The organism is Flavobacteriales bacterium (assembly GCA_016715895.1).
GTDB lineage: Bacteria > Bacteroidota > Bacteroidia > Flavobacteriales_F > PHOS-HE28 > PHOS-HE28.
Map to the genome: position 1 here is coordinate 116,869 of JADJXH010000003.1, position 25,681 is coordinate 142,549.

The window sequence follows — 25,681 nt, forward strand, 5'->3', positions numbered from 1 at the left end:
TGGAGCGTTGCGACCCTCTACAGGTGCATCGACCCAAGCCGAAGACTGACCTACGGCATTGTACAAGCTGGCCCCAAGCTCGATGTAGGCATACCCTACATACGACCTGCTGACATGACCGATGAGGGCATTCCTAGCGTTACGGACCTGCCCAAGACCAGCCCTGAGATAGCTGCGAACTATTCGCGCTCAGCTGTACAGGAAGGCGATATTGTAATGAGCATTGGACCCAGCTTCGGAAAGGTGGCGATGGCGCAGGCGGAACATACAGGCGCCAACCTTACGCAGGGCACTGCGAGGATAGCTATAGCGGAAGAGCATCTGGCCAGGTACTTCTTCTGGCTACTGCGTTCGAGTGACGTTCACCAGTATTGGACATCCATCGCCACGGGCGCGACTTTTCCCGCATTGAACCTTGAACCACTTGGTAGCACCGTGGTTCCGATCCCAAGCTACAAGGAGCAACAGAAGATCGCCGCCTACCTGGACCACACCACGGCGCTGATCGACCAGCTGCTCGTGAAGAACACCGCCCTGCTGGAATTGCTGGACCAGCAGCGCAAGGCCATCATCAACGAGGCGGTAACCAAGGGGCTGGACCCGAAGGTGCCGATGAAGGAAAGTGGTATCGGGTGGTTGGGAAAGGTGCCGAAGCATTGGTCCATATGCAAGTTGAAGCGCTTGGTTTCCATGAAGAGTGGAGACTTCATCTCGGCCAGTTCCATTGGCGACGATGGTCCCTATTTGGTCTACGGTGGCAACGGTGTTCGCGGCACGGCAGAATCCTACACCCACGATGGAGATTTTGTGCTGATAGGTCGGCAGGGAGCATTGTGCGGCAACATCAACTACGCCAATGGTAAGTTCTGGGCTACTGAGCATGCCGTGGTTGTCACACCGGTGCAACCTATGGATACCCAATACCTCGGGGAACTGTTGAGGGCAATGAACTTGAATCAATACAGCGAATCAGCAGCGCAGCCTGGGCTGTCCGTTACCAAGATCAGCAACCTGGACGTGCCGAATGTGCCTTACGACGAGCAGGTAAGGATTGGGGCATTTCTACAGGAGCGAACTGAACTATTTGAACGAGCGAAGGCTGGAGTTGTGGCAGTGATGGAGAAGCTGAAGGAGTATCGCCAGTCCATCATCTCTGAAGCGGTCACGGGCAAGGTCGACCTGCGGGAGTGGGAGCCGGCCAAACAACAAGCAATACGGTCATGATGGAGGTGATCGCATACATCGTAGTCGGGCTCGTCATCGGTCTGGTGGTCGGCTGGCTGGTCTTCAAGCTGCAGTTGGGCGGCAAGGTGGCCTCCGCTGTGGCGGAGAAGGAGCGCGCGTACAACGACCTGAACAATGAGTTCGCCGGGTACAAGTCAGCGGCGGAGCAGAAGGAGAAGACCCATGGGGAGCAGCTGCAGGCCAAGGACAAGGAGTTGGAGGGCCTGCGGAACGACCTAAAGGAGGTAGAAGGGAGGTACTCCAAGCTGGAAACGGATGCGGCCGAGTTCAAGGCCAAGCGCGACTCCTACAAGGAGCAATTTGACGTGGCCAAGAGTGACGTGAGCGACCTGCGGACCAAGCTCGAGGAAGAGACCAAGGCACTCAACAAGGCCAAACAGGAACTCAGCACGGCCATTGCGGACCTAAAGGCTGCGAACGACAAGCTGGCCACCCAGAAGACCGCGATCGAGGACCTGCAGAAGACCATGCAGGAGAAGTTTGAGAACATAGCGAACAAGATCCTGGAGGAGAAGAGTGCGAAGTTCACAGAAGCGAATGAGAAGAACATCAAGGCGCTCATCGATCCGCTGGGAAAGGACATCGAAGCCTTTAAGGAGAAGGTGACCCAAGAAAGCAAAGAGCGCTTCTCGCTTGGTGAGAAAGTGAAGGAGCTTGTTGCCCTGAACAACGCAACGAACGAAGCGGCCATCAACCTCACCAAGGCCCTGAAGGGCGAGGCCAAGACCCAGGGCCTTTGGGGTGAGATGATCCTGGAGAGTATCCTGGAATTGTCTGGGTTGCGACCTCAGGAGCAGTACTTCATGGAGCATCAGTTGTTCGATGAGCACGGGAAGGCGCTGCGATCTGAAGTGGAAGGGAAGAAGATGCGCCCGGACGCTTTGATCATGTACCCCGACGATCGGCACGTGATCGTGGACTCCAAGGTGTCGCTCACGGCCTATGCCCGTGCAGTAGCAACTACCGAAGACGGGGAACGTGATGCGGCCCTGAGCGCGCACGTAGCTTCTTTGAAGAGCCACATTGAAGGTCTTAGTGCGAAGGGTTACGAGGACTACAGCAAGAGCCTGGACTTCGTGTTAATGTTCGTGCCCAGCGAAGCCGCCTATAGCGCCGCCTTGCAGAAGGACCCGAACCTGTGGGCCTATGCCTACAGCAAGCGTATCCTGTTGCAGAGCCCCACGAACCTGATCACTTCGTTGAAGCTGATCGAGGAACTGTGGAAGCGGGAGGCACGCAACCAGAATGCCGAGGCCATCGCGCAATTGGGTGCGAAGCTCTATGATAAGCTCGTAGGCTTCGTTAGCAGTCTTGAGGCGGTGGGCGAGCAGTTGGAGAAGGCCAAGGGCAAGTATGACCAAGCTTATGGGCAGTTGAAGACAGGACGGGGAAACCTGATCGGCAAGGCTGCGGTCCTCAAAAGCAAGGTGGTGGATACAAAGAAGGAACTACCGGAAGGGTTGGTCACCGAAGCGCTGTTGGAGGAGGAAATGAGCAACGACGAAGAGAACGATGGCTGAAGGCACCAAGGAATCGCACTTCGAGGATCACGCGGTCAGGTACCTGACCCGCGACCTCGGCACGGAGTTGCGTGAGTATGAGCGCAAGGACAGCAGCGTCTACGACAAGGAACTGGCACTGATCCCGGAGGATGTGCTGGGCTTCATCAAGGACACACAGGCGGAGGTGTACGAGGCACTGACGGAGAACAAGGACCCGCAGGTGGTGGACCGGCAGTTGCTGGCCTTCATCGCGGCGGAGGTGGAGAAGCACAAGACCTTGGAGGTGCTGCGCGAACCGCGCCGCTACCTGGGCCAGCGCATCCGCATGGCCTACTTCAAGCCCAACCACGACCGCAGCCCCGAGCACCTGGTGAACTACGGCAAGAACCGGCTGACGGTGGTGCGGCAACTGAAGTACAGCAAGCGCAATGAGAACGCCATTGATGTGGTGCTCTTTGTGAACGGCCTGCCCGTGGTGACCCTGGAGCTGAAGAACAGCCTCACCGGGCAGCACACCGAGCACGCCATCAAGCAGTACATCGCCGACCGCGACCCGAAGGAGAAGCTCTTGGAGTTCGAACGCTGCCTGGTCCACTTCGCCCTGGGCACGGACAAGGTGAGCATGTGTACGAAGCTGGCAGGCAAGGACACCTTCTTCCTACCCTTCAACAAAGGGCTGGTGAACGAGAACCCGAACGGTTTCGCCACGGCCTACCTCTGGGAGGATGTCCTGACCAAGGACTCCCTGATGGACCTGATCCAGAACTACATCAACCCGCAGGTCGAGAAAGAGAAGGTGTTCGATCCCAAGACACGCGGCCTGAAGGAGGTCAAGAAACGCAAACTCATCTTCCCTCGCTACCACCAGCGCAGGGCGGTGAAAGGGCTGCTGGAAGCCGTGCGAACCGATGGCGTGGGCCGCAAGTACCTCATCTACCATTCGGCCGGTTCGGGCAAGAGCAACACCATTGCCTGGCTTGCCCACCGGCTGTCGGACTTCTTCCGCCAGCCCAGTGATGACAACGCTCTGTTCAGCTCCACCATCGTGGTCACCGACCGCAAGGTGTTGGACAAGCAGATCCAGGACAACATCAGGGCGTTCGACAATACTCCAGGCGCCGTGGCCTATATCGGGCCCAACAAGACCAGCCAGGACCTGAAGGAGGCGATCGACAGCCGAAAGCGCGTGATCGTCACCACCCTACAGAAGTTCCCGAAGATCTCTGAGTACATCAGTGAGAATCCGGACCGCACCTACGCGGTGATCATCGATGAGGCGCACAGCAGCCAGAGCGGGGAAGCGGCCCGGCATCTGCGCAAGGCCCTTTCACTGGACGAAGCTGAGCAGAAGGACGAGCGGGAAAAGGACCTGGACGAGCTGATCGAGGATGAGATCCGCAGCAAGGGCGACCAGAAGAACATCTCCTTCTTCGCCTTCACGGCCACGCCCAAGCCCAAGACCATCGAGCTGTTCGGCACCGACCGGGGTGCCGGCAAGGAGGCCTTCGACACCTACACGATGGAGCAGGCCATCAAGGAAGGCTTCATCATGGATGTGCTCCAGAACTACATGAGCTGGAAGCGCTATTACAAGCTGGTGAAGCGCACCGAGGTGGAGGATAAGGAGTACGAGAAGAAGCGCACCGTGCGCCTGCTGTCCTCGTTCGTGGACCTGCAGGACCACGCCATCGAGACCAAGAGCCGCGTAATGCTGGAACACTTCGTGGCGCACACCCAGAAGGAGATCCAGGGCCGCGCCCGCGCCATGCTGGTGACCCGCTCACGCCTGCATGCTGTGCGCTACAAGCGCAAGTTCGATGAGCTGATGCGTGAGATGAAGCTGCCGTACAAGGCGCTGGTGGCCTTCAGCGGCACGGTAACGGATGCCGAGACCGGTCAGGACTACACCATGACCAGCATGAACGACCTGGGCGGCAGCATGGGTGTGCCGGATGCATTGAAACTCCCGGAGTTCCGCATCCTGATCGTAGCCAATATGTACCAGACCGGCTTTGATGAGCCCTTGCTCCATACCATGTTCGTGGACAAGAAGCTCGGCGGCGCCAACACCGTGCAGACCCTAAGCCGCTTGAACCGCACCATGCACGGCAAGGACAGCACCATGGTGCTCGATTTCGTGAACGATCCGGAGCAGGTGCAGGCCGATTTCCAGGAGTACTACGGCGGTGTGGTGATGCCGATCGAGGACCAGACGGACCCCAATTCGCTCTACGATGTGCTGCACAAAGTGGAGGAGGCGGACATCGTGTACAAGCAGGACCTGGAGTCCTTCGCCGAGCACTTCTTCCGCAAGGGCGACCACAAGGAGAAGCTGCACCCCATTCTGAACGGGATCGTCACGCGGTACAACACCGAACTTGATGACGACGGCCGTGCGGCGTTCAAGTCCAACACCAAGGACCTCATCCGGCTCTATCGCTTCCTATCCCAGATCATCGCATTCACCGACGTAGATTTGGAGAAATGGTACGTGCTCCTCGTGCATCTGGCCAAGAAACTGCCCGCCGAAGGAAAGGCCCTGCCGGTGGAGGTGTTGGAAGAGGTGGAACTGGACAGCTACAAGCTGCAGCATCAGTTCACCACCGCCCTGAAGCTGGAGTCGGCCACCACCCAGATGCAAGGCATGAAGCCTGGTCACGAGGTGGGCAAGGGCACCGAAGAGTACGACTGGCTCTCGGACATCATCAAGCGCCTGAACGACACCTTCGGCCTGGACCTGACCGCCGAGGACAAGGTGGAGTTCGAGAAGATGCGGGACAACCTCTACGCCAACCAGGAGCTGATGAGCTTCTTCAACAAGAACAACGCCAAGGACAACATCCAGGACAGGTTCAACGAGGAGGTGGACAGCGAGCTCCTCAACTTCATCAACACCAAGCTGGACTTCTACAACAAGCTGACCGACGACAAGGTGAACGCGATGTTCAAGAATGCGTGGTTCGCGAAGTTGTATGATGTGAAGGTGAGGGGGTTGGGGGTTCAGTGGTGTCCGGGGAAAGTGTGAAGGTGTGAGAAAGTTGAAGGGGGCGTGAGCCCCCTTCGGTGTGTAGGTTCAAGGTGTCTGACGCCAAGAGCCGAACACATGAGCCAAGGTAGCCTGTTTACCGGACAGCCGGTGCTGTCGCAGTTGTTGAACCTGGTCCCCAGTGTAAGCTTCCCCTGAAGTCGGGCCAGCGATAACTGGAGGTCTCAGGGGCATTTGTTGTTAGGGATGGATGAGCACAGGTGGCCGGTAACCGAGTGCTTTGTGAGGCCGAAGATGGTTGTAGTCGTACATCCACTCGGTGGTGCGCAAGCGCACTTCTTCGAGTGTGCGGAAGACGTAGGCGCCGAGGAGCTCACGGCGTATGCTGCCATTGAGACGCTCCACGTAAGCGTTCTGGGTGGGCTTGCCGGGCTGGATGTAGGTGAGGGTGATCTTGTGCTCTCGGCACCAGTGGTCAAGCTTGGCACTGATGAACTCCGGCCCGTTGTCCACGCGGATCATGGCCGGCAGTGAGCGTTGTTCCTTCAGGCGTTCAAGCACGCGGATCACACGCAAGGCAGGCAAAGAAGTGTCCACTTCCATGGCCAGCACTTCGCGGTTGTAGTCGTCCAGGACGTTGAGCATGCGGTAGGTGCGGCCATCCCACAAGGTGTCGTGCATGAAGTCGATGCTCCATACCTGGTCGGGGGCCTGTGGCTGGAACAAGGCCTGTTTCACGCGTGCAGGCAGGCGCTTCTTGGTCCGCCGACGGATGTTGAGCCCCATGCCGGTGTACACCCGGTAGACACGTTTGAAGTTCCACACATGACCCATCAAGCGTATGCGGTGATGGCACTGCCACACCCCAATGGCCGGATGCTTGGTCACCAGGTCGTCCAATGCGCCGATCACCATCGTGTCGTCGGGCGGATGCTTGCGGTATTGCGCGGTACTGCGAGCAAGACCCACCATGCGGCACGCTTGCCGCTGGGTGTGTCCATGCTCGGTGATAAGGGCCTGCACGATCTCGCGCTTCTCGTCAGACCCCCACTTCTTTTCCACCACCTGCTTGAGGGAGTCGTGCATCATGCTCAGCTCCGCATACATGCGTTTCAGGCGGCTGTTCTCCTCTTGGAGTTCCTTCACCAGCTTGAGCTGGCTGGCATCCATGCCGCCATACTTCGCCTTCCACTGGTAGAACGTGGCGTTGCTGATGCCGTGTTCCCGACAGATGTCGGCCACCTTGGCACCAGCCTCATGCTGCTTGAGCATCGCGACGATCTGATGCTCGGTGAACTTGGTCTTTCTCATGGCTACGATCGGTTGAAGGTAGCCCCCGACCGGTCAGCCGGTTTTCCCCAGGCCTTTGAAGGGGCCGGGGAAAACCGCCTGACCTCCACTATCACCTGGCCGAACAATGGGGAAGCTTACACCAGGAGCTTGGTGGAACGGTTGGGGCGTGAGCACCAGGCCGATCGGTACTGTAAGCGGTTCTACACCTCCGACCACGTGGTGACCATGCTGGCCGGGGTGTTCATGGGCTGCACCTCGCTACGGGAGCTGACCACCGGCCTGCAAGCCTGTGAGCAGCGCCTGCGCCACGCGGGGCTGAAGCACACCCCACGGCGCAGTACGTTGGCCGATGCCAACGCCCGAAGACCCGAGGCCCTCTTCGGGGATCTGTTCCATGGACTGTACCACCGCTATTACGGCAGTTCCCCGGACAGCCGCCGGAAGAAGGACCCGCTAAGCCGCCTGCACATTCTGGACTCCACCACCATCACCCTGTTCAGCGATGTGATGCACGGCACAGGTGCTTATGGCATGGACGGGCGCAAGAAGGGCGGCGCCAAGGCCCATGTGGTCATGCGCGTGCAGGACCAGGTGCCCTGCTTCATCGACCTGACCGAGGGCCGGCGTAATGACAAGACCGCCATGGCCTCGGTGCCACTGGCCAAGGGCTCGGTGCTGGTCTTCGACATGGGCTACACCAGCTTCGAGCAGTGGCGGACTTGGACCAGCCAGGGCATCCACTGGGTGACGCGCTTGCAGGATGGCATACGCCTACAGGTGACCCAGCACCTGGAGGTGAACGATGCGCAGCGCGATGCTGGCGTGATCGGTGATCAGCTGGTAGTACTGGGATCGGGCAGCGACCCCATGGCGGCACGCATCGTTCACTACCGTCACAAGCCCACCGGCCGCCTCTTCCGCTTCGTGACCAACAACTTGACGTGGGCACCCACGACCATCGCGCACATCTACAAATGCCGATGGGACATTGAGCAGCTCTTCAAGCGCGTCAAGCAGAACTACCCCCTGCGCTACTTCCTGGGCGACAGTCCCAACGCCATCAAGATCCAGATCTGGTGCGCCTTCATCGCTGACCTACTGCTCAAGGTGGTGCGCGACCGCGTGCACCGCTCATGCTCCCGACGATGGTCCTTCGCCAACATCGCCGGGCTCATCCGCATACATCTGCACACCTACATCGACGCCGTCCAGTTCCTGCGTGATCCCGACAGGGCGCTACTGCACTATCGCCCACCCGAGAACGTCCCTCAACTACCCCTCTTCATATCCCACTGATCCACTAGGGGGGCTTACCTTCAACATCAACAAGCCGCGCTCACGGTGATCAAGCCTTCCCGACAAGGTCATGACCCGTTCTCAACTTTCCCCGGACACCACTGGTTGGGGGTTGAACGAAGGGGTTGAAGCACTGGAAGGAACAAGCTAGATTAGTGACCGGCACAGAATAGCAATCAGCCATGAAAGGGAAAGTGAAGTTCTTCGATCGGACCAAGAAGTTCGGCTTTGTGATCCCAGAGGATGGTTCCACAGAGCTATACTTCTATTACCGTGATTGCCATGTAGACCTCCTGGACATGAAGCATCTGGATAATCTCCCGGTCGAGTTCGAGATCGGCGAAGGGCCGAAAGGTCCACAGGCTATTCGTGTTGTGCCGGTAATTGAAGTTCACCAAGGTCATGTAAAGTTCTTCGATAAGGACAAACTCTTTGGTTTCATACGCAAGTCGGATGGCTTCGAGATCTATTTCAAGGGCGCCGAATGCTCATTGTCGATGCCTCTAGAGGAGGACATAGCAGGCCTAGTGGTGGACTTCCAGATTGATCATGGCAAGGCTGACTTAACTGCGAAGTGCATCGAACCAACAGACCGCGCCAAGTTTGAATTCGATGGTCGGTTGCGAGAGAATTTTCGGCGGTATTCGCGCCTTCATACTAGCGCGTTGGAAACATGGGCGTACTTCCCTGGGGGCCCCCAAGGTGAACCGGCCTTCCTTGAAAAGCTGGCGGACAAGGCGCTCAGAGAGCCCTGGTCTTTCAAGCATGGCACAAGTGCTCGTGACGAGGGGCATGGGATTCTCTGGAACTACGTCAGCAATACCTTCTTGCGCCTCTTAAGGCAGGACAAGGTGGTGGTTACGATCAAAGACAACAAGCGCTATGCGCTCTTCAACACAGGGTTGGTAAACTCCCTTTACCTACCTATTTATCTCATGTTCAAGGCAAGTTCCCGCTCGATGGACCAACCTTGGGACTTCATGGATGTTGCGATCGCCGGCTCCGGCAGCGAGGGTAAGTTGATGACATCACTATTCAATCCACTTCCCGAGCCGGCATCCTACTTCGAGCGAACAGAAGATATGCTGCTTGATACGAAGCAGGATATTCATGTGAACTATGAGCATGCGATAATAGATGGGGTAAAAGGAGGGCGCTATCCATACGAGTGGCTCGAAAGGAATCGTCCTCGGGATTTTGAATGGATGGACTATCGGAAAATGAAAACTAGCGACCGGCGGCGTTACCTTGAAAGTCTAGCGGAGGCGATCCGAAAGGACAGCGATTGCCTTTATGATCTGGGCGAAAGGCTGAAGAGTGCAAAGGAGTTGGCCCTGAAACGTGTTTCCTGGAACTACAAGACCGCCATTCCTCAATATTATCCGATGCACGATGAGCTTAGCTTCCTTGTGCCGCTGGCGCTGGTTAACAGGAACACCGTTGACATAGCACTTGTCGTTACCAAGAATAAAGATTCTGGATCGTACGAGGGTCGAACGGTGTTCCCCTTGGAGTGGGCTTATATGAATGCGCGGCTTGTGTGCAGGCCGGATAGCGATTGGTTGACTACCGACGTTTCAAGTAAGGATTCGGAAGGGTTTGAAGGACAGTAGTGACAGGCTGAAGTTTATCGCCACGAGTTGGTGAAACCGGCGCTACGCGCAGACTTTTCGATCGGTGCAGATTGGCTGCACAGGTGTTCCTTCCCTTTGGCCCATCAACGGACCGAGGGAATGAAACTCCACCACCGCAACTACCTGGAACTGCTCCTGCACCCTGAATGGAGGCGGAAGCGGGAAGCGATCCTGACCAGGGATGGCCATGCCTGCCGGCATTGTGGCGCACGCAGCGGTCTTGAGGTCCACCACCGCCAATACCACCGGTGTGCCCGCACGGGCCACAAGCTGGTGTAAGCACCCCCTGAAACAGGTGCAGGTGAAAGTAGAAACACCTAACCTTGATCAGGATGAAGAAGAGCAGATTCACCGAGGCGCAGATCGTTGGGATGCTGCGCGAGCATGAGGCGGGCAAGAAGGTGGCGGACCTGTGCCGGGAGCACGGTGTGAGCCAGCCCACGTTCTACCAGTGGAAGGCCAAGTACAGCGGCCTGGACGCCAACCAGCTCAAGGAGTTCAAGGAGCTGAAGGCCAAGTATGCCCGGCTGGAGAAGATGTACACTGAGGCGCAGATGGACCGCCAAGTGCTCAGAGGAGATCATCGAGGGAAAGTTGTAGGCCCGGACGATAAGCGAGAGATCGTGCGCCGACTGGTCGAACAGCGCCAGTACAGCGAACGCCGGGCCTGCAAGCTGTTGGACTTGAGCGCGAGCGTGTACCGCTACGTGCCCAAGGAGAAGAACGATGCGGAGGTGATCGAACACATGATGCGGGTGGCGGAGAGCGAGGCGCAGTGGGGCTTCTCGTTGATACGGATCCACATGCGCAACGAGGGCTGCAAGGCCAACAAGAAGCGTCTGCATCGGATCCACAAGGAGTGCAAGTTGCCCCAGCGCAAACGCACCAAGCGCCGTGTCCCCGAGCGGGTGAAGGACCCGATCGTGCTGCCCATCGGGCCGAACATTACCTGGAGCATGGACTTCATGCACGATGCGCTGTCCACCGGCCGCAAGTACAGGACCTTCAACGTGATGGACGACTTCAACCGGGAGGCCTTGTGCATCGCGGTGGACACATCCCTGCCAGCCCCTCGGGTGATCAGGGAGCTCGAACAACTCATCGAGTGGCGCGGCAAGCCCGAACGCCTGCGCATGGACAACGGGCCGGAGTTCATCGCGCAGGCCATGAAGGAATGGGCTGCGGCCAAGGAGATCGAGTTCGCCTATATCCAGCCTGGCAGGCCCATGCAGAACGGCCTGATCGAGCGCTTCAACAGGACATACCGGACAGAAGTGCTGGATGCCTGGATCTTCGAGTCCCTCGAACAGGTCCGGCAAATGTCCCAGGAGTGGATGTGGCGCTACAACCATGTGCGCCCGCACGGTTCGCTGCTCCGCCTCTCGCCCCGTGCGTTCCTGTTGAAATGTGGACAACTCCCTGCCCACTACACAGGCTCACGCGCGGAGTTCCCCACAGTTCAACAGGACATCCACAACACCACCACACCTAGAAGTACCTTTACAATGCACTGCGCCTAAAAGGGGGGTGCTTACACTGGCCCCCTGGTGTTACGCGGACCAGTACCTGATCACGCTCTGCGGCACCTGCCACAAGGCTGGCCACCGTATCCATCGCATACCCCAATTCACCATCTGATACCTAACCTATTCGTCATGAACATCCTTCGCGCCCTTTTCCGGACCCCCGCCCCCGCCACTGGACCGGTGGCAGAGAAAGCCTTCGCACCATCACTGGATGGAGCCGTAGCTCCCGCCCCTCCAGCGGACACCTTCATCGACCTGCAACCCCCTGCCGCCATTAGCGCTCCGCAGGTGAAGCCCTCGAAGGTGAAGGCCCTGGCCTCCCAGGACTTGACCGAGCTGGGCCGGGACATGGGGTTCAAGCATCACGACCTGGAGATCTGCCGCAGCATGCAGGAGCGGATCAAGGCGGAGATGAGCAGGGCCATCGATGAGGACATCGATACGCTGGGGCGCCTCATCTCGGAACTGGACGTGGAGTTCGCCAAGCTGCGCGACAGCTCCTTCGAGCCGGCGCTGCGTACGCTGCAGGTCCACCGGGACCAGTTGGACCGCGAGCGGATGAAGCTGCACGAACAGCAGCTGCTCGTGGCCGGGAACAGCGGCTATGTGGAGTTCCCCCTCACTTCGTTCACGTTCGGCTTCAAGTTGGGCTACAACGCCCACCTGGAGTCGGTGCTGTTGCTCACCAAATACCAGGGCTGATCATGCTGCGCTTCTTTGCATTGCTCACCGGTGACCGCTATGCGGTCCTTCGCACCCACACGCCGGCCTCCCGCAAGAAGGTGGTGGCCATGGGTATGGGCCTGTTGTTGGTCGCCGGTCTTTGGGTGTTCACGGGGTTCAACCTGGGGGTCAACGCCTTCGGTCTCGATCGGCCCATCGCGCTCCTTATTGGCCTTTCCCTGGGGGTGGTGGTCTTTTCCCTGGACCGCATGGTGTTGCTCGCCAGCGGAACCGCCAAGCTGATCACCGCGACGCGGGTGCTGATCGCCCTGCTGATGGCCGTGATCGGTGGCGTGGGTCTGGATCTCTGCATGCTCAGGTCGGAGATCGATCAGACCTTGCTTACCCTGCACGAGGACCAGGCCAGCGAGCGTTCCTCACTGGTCAAGGCCCACCATGAAGAGGAGCTGCGTACGGCGAAAGCCGAGGTGGCCAGGGCCAGAGCGGCGAAGGAGCAGGCCATAGCCGCCTGGGTGCAGGAGATGAACGGCCATCCGTCCGGCACGGGCCGTTACGGGCACGGCAAGGTGGCGAAGGCCAAGGAGGCCTTGGCCCGGAAGCGGGAGCAGGAGCTGGATGAGGCCATGGCCCGGCAGGCGGCGGTGAAGGACGCTGCGGAGCAGGAGCGCGAGGAAGCCTTGGTACGCTTGGCCAGCGTGCAGGAGGTACCGGGTCTGTTCGTCCGCTTGCATGCCATGCATCGGTACATTTCCAATGATCTGTTCGTCATGCTCGCCTATGGCATCATCAGCCTGGTGCTGGTGTTGCTGGAGCTTTCGCCGCTGCTCATCAAGTTGGGGGCAGGAAAGACCTCCTACGAACAGGAAGTGGAGCTGGCGGACCAGCTGCACCGGGAGCGTACGGCCACGGTCGCTCATGTACAGCAGCAGCTGTATGCGCGTCAACGCGCCATGGGTCAAGCGGAGCGCGAGGCCATGGCCAGGTTACGGGCGATCACCGAGCAATACCACAGCATGAACTGAGGTCCTCCAAGCGATGGGCGGTAGTTGTGCCTGTAAGGCACCTTTGGTAGGTGCTCTAGGTTCCGGCAGGTGGCGAAGAAGTACTTCACGGGGGGTGAGGGGTGAGGAGGTCTGCGGCTGATCCGATCCAAGCGCATAGCTTACGCCTCACTGGCCCTTGGAAGCACCTGCCAATACCGCCCTTGTCGCCATCGTCCCCTCGAAGCGCGATTGGAACCTGGTCCGGGAGCAGCGCTGGTACCGCATCCCGAAGCGGACGGCACCGGCCATGGTGAAGGACGGCAGCATCACCCACCTGGCGTTCTACTTCCCCAGCGAGTTCGGGGAGGAGCGGTATTCGATCCGCTGGTACGCGAAGGTGGAGGGGATCACCCTGCGGAAGCGGAAGGAGTTGCTCGACGAGCCGCAGCACCGGAACGCCGAACAGGACTATTACGTGCTGGCCGTGGCTGAGCTGCGCATGCTGCCCAACCCGATCCACAGCCGGAAGCCGCGCCGACTGCTCTTTGTGCCCACCACCGTGGCCAAATTGCTCACGGCGCCCGAGATCAACTTCATCTTCAACGACAGCCCGCTGGAGAACCTGCTCTGGGAGCGGCTGATGGAGCGGGGCATCCCCAGCGAGCGGCAGTATGAGGTGGTGGTAGGGCCCGCACGCTTCAAGCTCGACTTCGCCGTGTTCTGCAAGGAGCGCGGCATCGCGTTGGAATGCGATGGGGATGCGGTACACATGCGCCGCAGTGCCGTGGAGCGCGACAAGCGGCGGAGCAACATCCTGCAGAGCCTGGGCTGGAGCACCCTGCACTTCACCACCATGGAGCTGACGACGAACATGGACCATACGCTGAGCGTGGTGCAGGAGAGCATCGCCCGGTACGGCGGGCTGTGGCATCCGGGCGAACAACCGTCCGAACAACCTTGACCCATGCCTGCCGGCTTCCGCCTCAACGCCATGAAAGGCGGCGCGGCGGAGGCCGCATCGAGGTCCAGGAACAAGGAAGAAGGACCAAGAGCCAAGGCCGCCTTCGCCAAAGGCTGCGGCGCGCCAAGGACCTGAACCCAAGCCCACCCGCCAGCCTGGCCCGCGGCCTCCGGCCGGCCTGATGACCTGGGACCTGAAGGCCTGGAGAATGGTGAAGGGAGCGTGGGAGGGGGGGCGGCACGAGGGACCGTTCCGCGTCAGCCGCGATCAGCCGATCATTCAACCACCAGCTTGCTCCCGTCGACCCATCGTGATCCTGCCATCAGGTGCACATGGTACAGCCCTGCGGTCATGTGTTCCGGCAGCCGAATGGTGGTACTTGGCCCTGTCAAGGCCACCTGATGCACCACAGCCCCGGTGCCGGACGTGAACACGAGCTTGAACGGGCCGGTCACCTCGCGATCGGGCATGGACCGCAGCTCCACCATCAGTTCGGTCGATGCGTGCGAACGGAGCAGGGGGTTCGGCCGGACCGATAGGAATGTGGAGGGTTCGATCTCCTGCTCGAGCAGGCCGGTCAACGACTGGCAGCCGGGGACCACGCATCCAAAGCTGTCCACTTTCAAGAGCCAGCCATCCACACTGATGCCGAGGCTGTCATAGGCCGTGCCGGACAGAAGAAAGCCGCCATCCAGGGTGCGCTCAAGGCCCGTGATGTAATGGTCGTGGTTGCCCGTTTGGTAATGACGGTTCCAAACGACGTTTCCGGTGCTGTCCACGCGGACGAGCATTCCCCGGTTCACGAGATTGACCTCCCTGAAACCGCCGATCACCACATCACCGTTCCCCAGTTCTACGGGCTTGGTGCGGTAGGCACCTTGGTCCATCCACATCGGGTCGAACGAGACCATATGGTCCACACCGTTCGGGGCCAGCTTGTAAAGGACAGGCCGAATGCTCGTCAGAGGAAACTCGGGCTCGCCTCCGGCGACCGCGATGTGCCCATTGTGGAGCACCGATGCGTATGCCTGTGAGTCGTGCCAGGGGCTTCCAAGGGTCACTTGCCACAACCCCTGCCCACTTGGATTCGTCCGGATCACCCACATATCTGAATTCAGACCGGTTATCGTGCGGTACCCTGAGATCACGAACCCACCATCAGCAGTTGTGTCTATGCTGATCGCGGTCTGCCCGTAGTCCTGTGCGTTGGTGTAGCGCTTGGTCCAAAGGGTGTCGCCATTGGCGTCGACGCGCACGAGCTTCGCGGACCTGATCGGACCGTCCTCGTAGCCGACCAGCGCAGCACCTCCGTCGCCCGTCAGCGACATGCCCAGAAAGGCCTCGGTGTTCATGGTCGTGTACCACCGGGACCAGAGGCTGTCCCCATTCGGTGAGAAACAATAGAGGATGCCATCATACTGCGACGTCCCGGACGGAATGCCCCCTCCTGCCCACAGCCAGGTTCCGTCCGCGCGGCGCTGAAGGCATTGGGTGCCTCCTCCGAACAGAGTGCCCGTGGTGTCATTGGCTGTGGTGGACCAGAGCCAGGTGCCATCCAGCGCGACCCCGATGATCTTCGCGTTCCCAACGGCCCCCGTGTTGTAAGCCAACACGATGCGGTACGTGCTGTCAGGTGCCTGTGAAGCTCCGCCGATGTAGTCGGTCCCTCCACCACCATCGTACAGCCTTACCCAGCGCTGCTCTTGTCCAAGGAGAAGGACCGGGAGCACGAGTGCAGGTACGACGAACTGGAGCCGCATGGCCGGTAGAGGGTCACCCGAAGGTAGTTCGCCGGGCTTGTTGGCGTGAACTCCCCTCCTGCGCGTGGAACACTTCACGCGCCGGGCAAGGAGGGGCCGGGGGAGGTTACAACTCAGGCAGAAAGCATGCTTCATGAAAGCGGAAACCACCCCGTACCCCTCCTTGAGCGGAGCAGCGAGCGATCGCTGCTCAGGAGGGGGCTTGATCCGGTGAACACCCCTCCTGCGCGTGGAACACTCCACGCGCTGGGCAAGGAGGGGCCGGGGGAGGTACCAGCTCAGTCATGCCGCATACTTCATGGAAACGGAAACCACCCCGTACCCCTCCTTGAGCGGAGCAGCGAGCGATCGCTGCTCAGGAGGGGGCTTGATCCGGTGAACACCCCTCCTGCGCGTGGAACACTCCACGCGCTGGGCAAGGAGGGGCCGGGGGAGGTATCGGCTCAGGCCTATCTTCAACACCTCGAATGACCCGCATCCACAACCGGCGTGAACTGATCCACATCCGACGGGGGCTTCGTTCCGAGTCGACCGCGGCAGAGGCTGCTCTGTGGTCTTTGCTGCGCAAGCGTGCTCTGGATGGCTTCAAGTTCCGCCGGCAGCATAGTGTCGGCCCCAACATGGTGCTCGACTTCTACTGTCCTGAGAGGCGGCTGGCCATCGAGCTGGATGGTGCGGGTCATATGGATGCGCTTGGTCAGGTGAATGATGGGGCGCGTGACGAGTCGTTGCTAGCCTTGGGAATACGGGTCCTCAGGATCGAGAACCAGGAACTGTTGAGCGATCCGGAGGGGGTGCTGCAGATGATACGCGCAATGCTGGTCGATCGGTCAGGTCCTTGAAAGGTCCGAGCCCTGGTGGCGTTGGCGTGAACTCCCCTCCTGCGCGTGGAACGCTCCACGCGCCGGGCAAGGAGGGGTTGGGGGAGGTACCAACTCAGTCACGCCGTGTACTTGATGAAAGCGGAAACCACCCCGTGCCCCTCCTTGAGCGGAGCAGCGAGCGATCGCTGCTCAGGAGGGGGCTTGATCACGTGAACACCCCTCATGCGCGTGGAACGCTCCACGCGCCGGGCAAGGAGGGGTTGGGGGAGGTATCAACTCAGTCACGCCGCGTACTTGATGAACGCGGAAACCACCCCATGCCCCTCCTTGTGCGGAGCAGCGAGGGATCGCTGCTCAGGAGGGGGCTTGATCGCGTGCCCCCCCAAAGCCACGAAGCCTCCCGAGGGGAGGCTTCGCGCAAGAGGTGTGATCCGGCTTAGCGGGCCAGGGGCAGCTTGTAGGTGCGTCCCTGATCGCCGGAGAGCAGGCGGACGAGGATGACGCCATCGGCCACATGGTCCACCGGGATGCGCTCGCGGGTGGTGCTGAGGCGCGTGCGACGCTCGGCCACCACGCGGCCCGCGCCGTCCAGCACGGTGATCACCACCTCCTGGGCGTGCTGCTGCTGCAGGTCCACCACCACGTGCGTGCCGTCCAGCCACACGCGGGCCAGGTCATCGGCCACCGGGGCGATGCCGGTGCTCACGTCCACGATGAGCTCCTGGGTGCTCACGGCGGTGCAGCCGTCGAGGCTCACCGTGAGGGTCACCGTGTACACACCGGGCACGGTGTAGGTGTGGATGGGCTCGGTGTCGGTGCTGGTGGCGCCGTCGCCGAAGTCCCAGGTGACCTGCGCGCCCCAGGTGCTGAGGTTGAAGAACTCCACGGGCTCACCGGTGAAGGTGCTGGTGGCGCTGGGCAGGAAGGCGGCGCTGGGACCGCTGCCGGTGGCCACGGTGGCCTGGAGGGGCGCGGTGGTGCAGCCGTTGGCGTCGGTCACCGTCACCGTGTAGGTGCCGGCGGCCACGCCGGTGAGGTCCTCGCTGGTGGCTCCGTTGTCCCAGGCAAAGGTGTAGGGCCCGGTGCCGCCCATCACGGTGAGGTCCACGCTGCCGTCGGTGGTGGCGGCGCAGGCCGTGGCGGTGGCGTTCACGGTGCCGTCGAGCAGGGCGGGTTCATCGATGGTGAAGGCGTGGGTGAGGTCGCCGCAGCCGGCCTGGCTGCTCACGGTCACCAGGTAATCGCCGGCGGGGAGCTGGGCGATCTGGCCGGCGCCGTTCAGTTGCGCCTGGGTGAGCAGCACGGTGCCGCCGTCGGTGGCCCAGGTGTAATCCCACGGGCCGCTGCCGGCGCCGAGGGCGCTGGCGCTGCCGTTGGCGGCGCCCTGGCAGGTGACGTCCGTCACGCTATGCTGCACCGGCGCGCTGGCGTGGATCAGGAAGCGGGCGGGCAGCACCGGGTCGTTGGCATCGGCGGTGAAGGTGTAGGTGGCGCCTTCGCTCAGGGCGATGCTCTGGCCGGTCTGCAGGTCCTCCAGCACGAGGCAGGTCTGGCCCATGATGCCCAGGGCGTCGTACACGCGCAGGGTGTAGCTGCCGGTGACGCCCACGTCCACGGGCACCTCGATGCTGGTGCCGCCGGTGAGGGGGCCCCAGGCGTTGAGGGTCATGTCCTGGCCGTCGCTGGTGCGGGTCATCACCTGCGGGGCCTCGGGATGGCTGAAGGTGAACTTGATGAGGTCGTGGGCATCACCGCCGGCGGGGGCGCCGGTGCCGAAGTGCACCACGGCCTCGTCGAAGAAGGCGTTCTGGGCGTTGCTCAGTTCGAGGCGGAACATCGGGGGCGCACCCTGCTGGCTGCCGCCGAAGAGGCCGCCGCCGTTCAGGTCGAGCACCTTGTCGGTCTCCTCCACGGTGACGGCGGGGGCGGCGGCGTTGGCCTTCACCCAGAAGCCTTGGAAGCTCTGGATGTTGCCGTTGAGCGAACCGCCGGGGATGCTGATGCCAAGGCCTTCGTCCCAGGAGGCGTTGTTGCCGCTCACGGGGTCGAACACGTAGTAGAAGTTGTCCACGTTGGTGAGGCCCAGCAGGCTGAAGTCGATCGGGCTGGGCAGCGGGTTGCCCACCAGGTTCCAGCCGTCCACGGTGGCGTTGCCCGTGTTGGTGTAGCTCACCGGCAGGTTGAGGGGGGTGAGGGCGTTGCGCACGCCGCTGCGCAGGTCGATGGTGAAGGGGCTGGTGGTCACCAGGCCGGTGCCGCTCCAGGCGGCGAAGCCCTGGCCCATGGCCATCACCATGTTGTCGCCGGTGGCGCCGGTGAGGCCGTCGATGAGGGCGGCGCCGCCGTCGGTCTCATCGTAGGTGCGGATGCTCGGCCACAGGATGTTGCTGCCGGGGGGATCGTCGAAGAGCGGGAACTCGCTGCCCGGGTAGCCGGCGGTGACGAAGTCGTCCTCCAGGCTGCTGAGGGTGTTGTTGTTGGTGGGCGCGCTGATGAGGCGCCAGTTGGTGACGCCGCCGGGCACGTAGCGCTCCATGTCCACCTGGCCGGTGAAGCTGGGGCCCGCGCCCATGGGGCCGATGCGGCCGGTGCCGTTGGCATCGCTGTGCAGTTCCAGCACGCGGGCCGGGTTGCCCGTGTTGTTGGCGTTGAAGGTGCCGCCGTTGGTCATGTCCAGCGTGCGGCGGATGCGCAGCAGGCTGCTGGTGAGGGTCACGTCGGCATCGTTGGCCGTGAGGTCGTACAGGTCATAGGTGCCGCTGCCGCCCAGGGTCACCGCGCCGGGGTTGCGGAAGGTGACCGCGCCCGTGCCGATGGTGAAGCTGCTGTTGTTGGTGAGGGCCGTGCCGTAGTGCTCCAGGTCCGTGGTGCCCATCACCACGCTGCCGCCGGCCTCCACATCCAGGTCGTACACGGTCCAATCGGCGCCGGTGGCGGTCACCGTGTGGCCGTTCTGCACCACGGCCGTGGCGTTCTGGTCGAAGGTGACGGCCGTGGCCGTGCCGGTGCGGGTGGTGCTCCAGGTGGCGGTGGTCTGGTCGCCGTTGGCGCGCGTGTAGTAGATGGGGCGGCAGAGGTCGCCTACCACCTCGATGAGGTCGAATGCGAGTTCCTCATTGTCGGCATCGGTCCGGAAGCGGATGCGGACGTCCATGGTGCTGCCCGTGGCGCCCACCGGGAAGGAGAACGGCGCCATGGTCGCGCTCAATTGGGTGCCGTCACCCACACCGTTCAGGTCCGTATCCAGCGCGATGCGTTGGTTGCTGGCACCGATCGCGGCTTCCGACCGGAACGCACCGACCGTGACCCATCCACCTCCGTCCACATTCCGTTCAACGAATAGGTAATCCAAGTTCGCCCCACCGTTGTCGTAGTTGGCTGCGGCCCGCGCTCCTGCAAGCAGGCCGATCGTGGTGTTGGACATGCCAAGAATATTCAGTCCCGTGAACGTGACCGTGATCTCGGCGCTGGGAGCGATCACGTCCATGTCCTCGCCTTCCATGTAAAAGGTGCCGCTTTCGCCTGCCATGGACAGACCGCCGGCAGCGGTCATGCCGGCATCGTTCGAGCGCAGGAAGAGATCGCCGCTCACCGGGTTGCCTTCCGGCTGATTCAAGGTGTAACGCGTGCCTGAACCATCGGTCTCGAAGTCCTCGGTCAGGAGCGTGACAGGCACAAGTTCATTGTCCGTCAGCGTCAGGTTGAAGGAGGACGGGCTTCCGGCCGTGGCGCTGTTGCCGCCGGCCACGTTCTGCAGCTGGAAGGTGAAGACCTCGTTGCCGTCGCAGGCGCCGTTGTCCGTCAGCGTCACGGTCACCGTCTGGTTGGCGCTGCTGCCGGCGGGGAAGTTGAGGGATTGGGTGGTGTAGTTGCCGATGCGGCTGGCCGTGCCGGCGGTGAGCACCACATCCACCGTGGTGGCGTTGGTGGCGTCGGGGTTGGTGATGCTCACCGTCAGGGTGGTGCTCACGCCCGTCTCGCTCACCGACGCGGCGGTGCCGGTGAACTGGACGGTGGTGGTGCTGCCGGCGTTCATGGTCACCGAGATGTCGTCCACCGCGATCTCATCGCGGCTGCCCGAACCGCTGACATCGTCGCTGTTCCAACGCAGGTAGATGCTCGCGCCGTTGGCCAGGCTGAGGCTGTTGATGGTGGTGCTGCGGTTGTTCGAGGTCCACACCGCCGCACCGGCCGCCGCAGGCGTGGTGAGGTCCAGCGCGCCCACCGGCGTCCAGGTCAGGTTGTTCAGCGACCACTCGAAGTTCCAGCTGTTGGCCCAACCCTGGTCGTTGAAATAGTAGACCAGGTAGCTCACGTCCACGGAGCTCACGGTCGCCCCGGTGTTGTTGTCCACGCGGAGGGTCAGAAAGCCCGGCGTCCAATCAGTCGCGCCAGGCTGCACACCGAGCGCCCTGTTCCCCCCGGAAACGGTGAACGCGTAGAAGCCGCCGGTGCTGACACCGCCTGCGGAGATCCCGCGGGCATGGTCTCCTGCTGTGTTCGCAACGCCCAACGCTTTGCTTCCATCGTCCATGCCGCTCGTGGCCCAGGCATCGGCGTCCAGGTCACCTGCGGCAGGCGCCACCACGAACCCGGTCCCATCGATCTGGCCGTTGTTCACACCGGACACGGTGTTGTCGAAATCGATCACGAAGGGCGATCCCGTCGTGGTCACGCTCAACTGCGCCATCACCGGAGCGGCGAGCAGGGCGGGCAGGGTGGCGAGGAGGAGGGATCGGAGCGGGGAGTAACGCTGGGCCATGGGGGCGTTGGATTGGGGCGATAGGGCGCTGGGCCGGAGGGTTTTCCGGACCGTGCAAACCTACCAAAAGGGCCCGGGCGGCCAAGGGCCGTGGCGGTTGACTTATCAACGGCGGACCGGCGCCGATGCGGGGTGTGTTAACGAAGGTTAAGGATGGCCATCGGGCTGTTAAGGTCCGCCGCTGCCGCCGGGGGGGCGTTCACCTTCGCAGCCTCATGCGACGCCGCCCCTTCCACCTGCCGCACATCGGTTGGCGCCACCTGGTGCTGGTGGTGGCCGCGGGCTCGGCCCTGGCGGCGTGGGCCGGTGCGCCGGAGCCCTGTGCGCCGGGCCCGATGCGCACCTACTCGCATCCGTTGATGCAGCTGTTCGAGCACGGCGTGCCGGACAGCAGCGCGGTTCATGCGGCGGACGGGGGCAGCCGGCGCAGCAGCAGGTAGCCGATGGCGCCGGCCAGCAGGGAGGCGAGCAGGATGCCCAGCTTGGCCTCCTCGCGCAGCAGCGGGTCGGCGAAGGCCAGCTCGTTCACGAACAGCGACATGGTGAAGCCGATGCCGGCGAGGAAGCCCATGCCCAGCAGGTGCGCGCGGGTGATGCCCGCGCCCAGCCGGCCCACGCCCAGGCGCAGCAGCAGCAGCACGGTGAGCACGATGCCCAGCGGTTTGCCGATGGCCAGCCCGATGCCCACGCCCAGGGCCACCGGCGAGGTGATGGCGCCCAGCGGGTCATCGGGGAGCGCGACCCCGGCGTTGGCCAGGGCGAAGAGGGGCATCACGCCGAAGGCCACCAGCGGATGCAGGGCCTTCTCCAGGCGCTGCAGCGGGGTGGCGGCGCGTTCGCAATCGGCCTCGATGCGCTGGATCACCTCCAGCTGGTCCTCGCTGAGGGTGGGTTTGCCGTTGGGCTCCAGGTCGGCGAAGGCGGTGATGTGGCGTTTGATGCGGGCCACGAAGGCGGGTTCGTCCATGCGCGTTTCGGCGGGGATGGTGAAGGCGGCGAGCACCCCGGCGATGGTGGCGTGGATGCCGCTGAGGAGGAAGGCGGTCCACATGCCGGCAATGCCGAAGAGCGCATAGAACCAGGGGTTGCGCACGCCCAGGCGGTTGCCGCCCCACAGCACGGCCAGGAAGGCCACGCCGATCAGCAGGTTGTGCAGGCTGATGTCGCTGGTGTAGAAGAGGGCGATGACGAGCACCGCGCCCAGGTCGTCGGCGATGGCGAGGGTGGTGAGGAAGATCTTGAGGCCGGTGGGCACGCGGTCGCCCAACAGGCTCATGACGCCCACGGCGAAGGCGATGTCCGTGGCCATGGGGATGCCCCACCCGGCGTGGGCCTCGCCCACGTGGTTGAAGGCCAGGTAGAGCGCGGCGGGCACCAGCATGCCGCCCATGCCGGCGGCCACGGGCAGGAGGGCATCGCGCGGCCGGCTCAGTTCACCGCCCACCACCTCGCGCTTCAGCTCCAGGCCCACCACGAAGAAGAAGAGGGCCATCAGGCCGTCGTTGATCCAGTGATGCAGGGTGCCGCGGAGGGTGTACCGGTCGAAGGTGAGGGTGATGGTGTGCTCCCACAGGTGGTGGTAGCCCTCCTTCCAGGGCCCGTTGGCCCACACCAGGGCGGCCACGGCCGAGGCGAAGAGCAGGATGCCGCCCGTGCTCTGGTGATGCAGGAACTCCGCGAAGGCCAGGCGTCGCCGGCCGCCCCTGTGCAGGTTCATGCGGCGGGTCAGCGGTATTGGCGGTGCTTGTGCTTGCGGCGGGTGTGGCGGCGTTGCAGCACCACGCCCACGAGCACGAGGGCGAGGACGGCGAAGAGGGGCCAGAGCAGGCGCATGGCGGCGGCGGTTGAAGGGCCAAGATAGGGGTGGCCTCACGCGAGCACGCGCACGGGCCGGCGGCGCAGGATGAGCAGCACCAGCAGGGGCAGCAGCAGCAGCTCGCTCAGCAGGGCCACGCCCAGGGTGATGCTGATGAGCAGGCCCATGTAGTGCACGCTGGCGAAGTCGGACGCGATGAGGGTGATGAACCCGGCGCAGAGCATCAGGCTCATCACGATCACGGCCTTGCCGCCGCTGAGGTAGGTGCGCTTCATGGCGTAGGGCAGGCCGCGGCCCTTGGCCAGTTCGATGCGCAGCTTGCCCAGCAGGTGGATGGTGTCGTCCACCGCGATGCCGAAGGCGTTGCTGAAGATGATGGCGGTGCTCACCTTGAGGTCGATGCCCACCAGGCCCATGAGGCCGGCGATGAACACCATGGGCAGCACGTTGGGCAGCAGGGCGATGAGCACCATGCGGGGCTCGCGGAACAGCACCATCATGATGACGGCGATGAGCAGGAAGCTGAGGCCGAGGCTCAGGAGCATCTGTTCGCTGAGGCGCTCGTTGTTGCGGTCGATCAGGAAGGCCATGCCGGTCTGGTGGAAGTCCACGGCGGGGGTGGGGCCGAGGCCCTTCACCAGGCCGTCGAGGGCGGCATTCTTCAGGCGGTGGGCGGCGCCGCCCTCGTCGATCATGCGGCCGCTCATGCGCGCGGTGCGGCCGTCCGCCGCGGCGATGGTCGAAAGGCCCTGGCGGCCCAGCAGGGTGCGGGCCAGGCGGGCGGCGCGCTCGGTGTCGGCGGGCGTGTCGGGCAGGCGGTACCAGGCGGGGTCGCCCCCGTTCAGCGCCATGTGCGCCGCGCGCACCACCGTCACCGGGCTGGTGATGTGGCGCACGCCGTAGCTGCGCTCCAGATGGTCCTGCACCAGGGCCGTGCGGTGCAGCACGGCGTGGTCCCACACGCTGAGGGCGGTGTCGCGCACGGCGATCTCCAGGTCGAAGGGGCGCACGCCGCCGAACTGCGCCTCGAACCAGAGGAAGCCCTGCTTCTGCGGGTCGCTGTCGGGCAGGTCCTCCAGCAGGAAGTTGTTCACCGTGATGCGGGGGATGAGGAGGGCGCAGGCCAGGGTGACGGCGCCGGCGCCGAAGAGGATGGTGCGGCGGCGGCGGATCACCAGGCGCAGCAGGCCGTGCACCACGCGGTCCCAGAGCGAGGCGCGCACGGTGCGTTCGGCGGGCACGGGGGTGGGCATCAGCAGCAGCACGGCGGGCAGCAGCGTGAAGGCCAGGGCATAGGCCAGGAAGACGCCCATGGCGGTGAAGAGGCCGAACTCGCTCATGGGGCGGATGCCGCTGGTGACCAGCGTGGCGTAGCCGATCGCCGTGGTGAGCATGGTGATGAAGGTGCTGAGGCCCACCTCGTCGAAGGTGATGGCCAGGGCGCGCGCCTTGGGATGGCCCTCGCGCAGGGCCTCGATGTAGCGCTCGATGATGTGCACCGCATCGCTCATGCCCACCACGAAGAGGATGGTGGGCAGCAGCATGGTGAGGATGCTGAGCGGCTTGCCGAAGGCGGTCATCAGGGCCACCTGCCACAGCACGGTGAGGGCCACCACGCTGATGGGGGCCACCACGCCCCACACGGTGCGGAAGGCGATGGACAGGAAGATGACCAGCAGCACGGCCGAGGCGAGCATGAAGGTGATGAGCTCGCGGGTCATCAGGCCGATGTAGTGGCGCTGGCCGTGGATGCGGCCGGCGATGCGCACCTCGGGCAGGCCGCTGGCGGCCACGGCGGCCTCGATGCGGTTGAGGAGGCTGTCGCTGCGGGCCTTGCTGAGGCCCTGTTCGGTGTGCATCACCAGCAGCAGGGCATCGCCGCGGTCGTTCACCAGGGGGCGCGCCACCGGGTCCAGCCACAGGCGGGCGCTGTCGGCGGCCAGGGTGCTGTCGTGGTCCAGCCGCAGCACGGGCACCTCGAACACGCCGGCCGGGGTCCAGCGCGGCATCTTCAGGCGGGTGGGCGACACCACGCGGCGCACATCGGGCAGCGTGGCCAGGCGCGTGGCGAGGCTGTCGGCGCGGCGCAGCAGGTCCAGGTGGAACACCGAGGGCCGGCGACCGATGCCGAAGAGCACGTACTCGTTGTCGTGCCCGAAGCGCTCGCGGAAGGCGAGGTAGCGGTCCAGCTCCGGGTCGTCGGTGGGGAAGAACTTCTCGAAGTCGTAGTCCACCCGCACCTGCCGCAGGGCGAAGAGCGCCGGCACGGTGAGCAGCACGAGCAGCAGCAGCGCAAGGCGGGCGTTGCGGCGCGTGAGCAGCCGTTCGATGCGGAGGAGCCGCCGCTGGCGCCGGTCCATGAACAGGGGGCTGGGGATGGGGTGCGGCAAAGGTGGGGTCTGTCCGCGT

At 62.9% G+C, this 25,681-nt stretch carries 16 protein-coding genes; 11 read left to right on the plus strand and 5 right to left on the minus strand.

Going from position 1 to position 25,681, the window contains the following annotated elements:
* Nucleotides 1-114 precede the first annotated feature (114 nt).
* The 3 genes from IPM49_00735 to IPM49_00745 are packed head-to-tail and all read left to right on the plus strand — an operon-like array spanning nt 115 to nt 5,772.
* Nucleotides 115-1,224 carry a restriction endonuclease subunit S gene (locus IPM49_00735; protein MBK9273050.1) on the plus strand — a complete coding sequence of 370 codons (1,110 nt, stop codon included), beginning with the start codon at nt 115-117 and terminating at the stop codon, nt 1,222-1,224.
* A complete protein-coding gene (rmuC, locus tag IPM49_00740) occupies nt 1,224-2,765 on the plus strand; it encodes a DNA recombination protein RmuC (GenBank protein ID MBK9273051.1) in 1,542 nt (513 codons plus the stop codon). The genes IPM49_00735 and rmuC overlap by 1 nt, the downstream gene beginning before the upstream one ends.
* Nucleotides 2,758-5,772 (plus strand): type I restriction endonuclease subunit R, encoded by a 3,015-nt coding sequence (locus IPM49_00745; GenBank protein MBK9273052.1) that lies wholly within the window; start codon nt 2,758-2,760, stop codon nt 5,770-5,772. The genes rmuC and IPM49_00745 overlap by 8 nt, the downstream gene beginning before the upstream one ends.
* Before the next feature lie 201 nt (nt 5,773-5,973).
* Here IPM49_00745 and IPM49_00750 read toward each other — a convergent pair whose 3' ends face one another.
* On the minus strand, nt 5,974-7,044 hold the full coding sequence (locus tag IPM49_00750; protein ID MBK9273053.1) for an IS3 family transposase: 1,071 nt from the start codon (nt 7,042-7,044) through the stop codon (nt 5,974-5,976).
* 129 nt (nt 7,045-7,173) lie between these two features.
* Between IPM49_00750 and IPM49_00755 the strand changes: the two genes are divergently transcribed.
* The 6 genes from IPM49_00755 to IPM49_00780 all read left to right on the plus strand — a co-directional run bounded on the left by IPM49_00755 (nt 7,174) and on the right by IPM49_00780 (nt 14,110).
* The gene (locus tag IPM49_00755) at nt 7,174-8,322 is read left to right on the plus strand and encodes an IS4 family transposase (GenBank protein MBK9273054.1); all 1,149 of its coding nucleotides are present in this window, start codon (nt 7,174-7,176) and stop codon (nt 8,320-8,322) included.
* A 182-nt stretch (nt 8,323-8,504) separates the two neighbouring features.
* Complete coding sequence (locus IPM49_00760; GenBank protein MBK9273055.1) at nt 8,505-9,935, plus strand: DUF3825 domain-containing protein; 1,431 nt, start codon at nt 8,505-8,507, stop codon at nt 9,933-9,935.
* A 353-nt stretch (nt 9,936-10,288) separates the two neighbouring features.
* Nucleotides 10,289-11,476: an IS3 family transposase gene (locus IPM49_00765; protein MBK9273056.1), complete on the plus strand. Its 1,188-nt coding sequence runs from the start codon at nt 10,289-10,291 to the stop codon at nt 11,474-11,476.
* A 135-nt stretch (nt 11,477-11,611) separates the two neighbouring features.
* Entirely contained in the window at nt 11,612-12,184 is a 573-nt protein-coding gene (locus tag IPM49_00770) for a hypothetical protein (protein MBK9273057.1), read from the plus strand.
* A 2-nt stretch (nt 12,185-12,186) separates the two neighbouring features.
* Nucleotides 12,187-13,188 carry a DUF4407 domain-containing protein gene (locus tag IPM49_00775; protein ID MBK9273058.1) on the plus strand — a complete coding sequence of 334 codons (1,002 nt, stop codon included), beginning with the start codon at nt 12,187-12,189 and terminating at the stop codon, nt 13,186-13,188.
* Nucleotides 13,189-13,345: 157 nt separating this feature from the next.
* The gene (locus tag IPM49_00780; GenBank protein ID MBK9273059.1) at nt 13,346-14,110 is read left to right on the plus strand and encodes a DUF559 domain-containing protein; all 765 of its coding nucleotides are present in this window, start codon (nt 13,346-13,348) and stop codon (nt 14,108-14,110) included.
* A gap of 275 nt (nt 14,111-14,385) precedes the next feature.
* On the opposite strand, the gene IPM49_00785 is transcribed toward IPM49_00780, so the two are convergent.
* Nucleotides 14,386-15,870, minus strand: coding sequence for a hypothetical protein (locus IPM49_00785; protein ID MBK9273060.1), 1,485 nt, complete (start codon nt 15,868-15,870; stop codon nt 14,386-14,388).
* 467 nt (nt 15,871-16,337) lie between these two features.
* On the opposite strand from IPM49_00785, the gene IPM49_00790 reads away from it, so the two are divergent.
* The gene (locus IPM49_00790) at nt 16,338-16,712 is read left to right on the plus strand and encodes an endonuclease domain-containing protein (protein ID MBK9273061.1); all 375 of its coding nucleotides are present in this window, start codon (nt 16,338-16,340) and stop codon (nt 16,710-16,712) included.
* Between the two features lie 418 nt (nt 16,713-17,130).
* Here IPM49_00790 and IPM49_00795 read toward each other — a convergent pair whose 3' ends face one another.
* Nucleotides 17,131-21,456: a hypothetical protein gene (locus tag IPM49_00795; GenBank protein MBK9273062.1), complete on the minus strand. Its 4,326-nt coding sequence runs from the start codon at nt 21,454-21,456 to the stop codon at nt 17,131-17,133.
* Nucleotides 21,457-21,671: 215 nt separating this feature from the next.
* Between IPM49_00795 and IPM49_00800 the strand changes: the two genes are divergently transcribed.
* Complete coding sequence (locus IPM49_00800; protein ID MBK9273063.1) at nt 21,672-21,896, plus strand: hypothetical protein; 225 nt, start codon at nt 21,672-21,674, stop codon at nt 21,894-21,896.
* On the opposite strand, the gene nhaA is transcribed toward IPM49_00800, so the two are convergent.
* Nucleotides 21,857-23,173, minus strand: a complete 1,317-nt coding sequence (nhaA, locus tag IPM49_00805; GenBank protein ID MBK9273064.1) for a Na+/H+ antiporter NhaA — start codon at nt 23,171-23,173, stop codon at nt 21,857-21,859. The genes IPM49_00800 and nhaA overlap by 40 nt on opposite strands.
* A gap of 152 nt (nt 23,174-23,325) precedes the next feature.
* Nucleotides 23,326-25,632 carry an MMPL family transporter gene (locus IPM49_00810; protein ID MBK9273065.1) on the minus strand — a complete coding sequence of 769 codons (2,307 nt, stop codon included), beginning with the start codon at nt 25,630-25,632 and terminating at the stop codon, nt 23,326-23,328.
* Nucleotides 25,633-25,681: the final 49 nt, after the last annotated feature.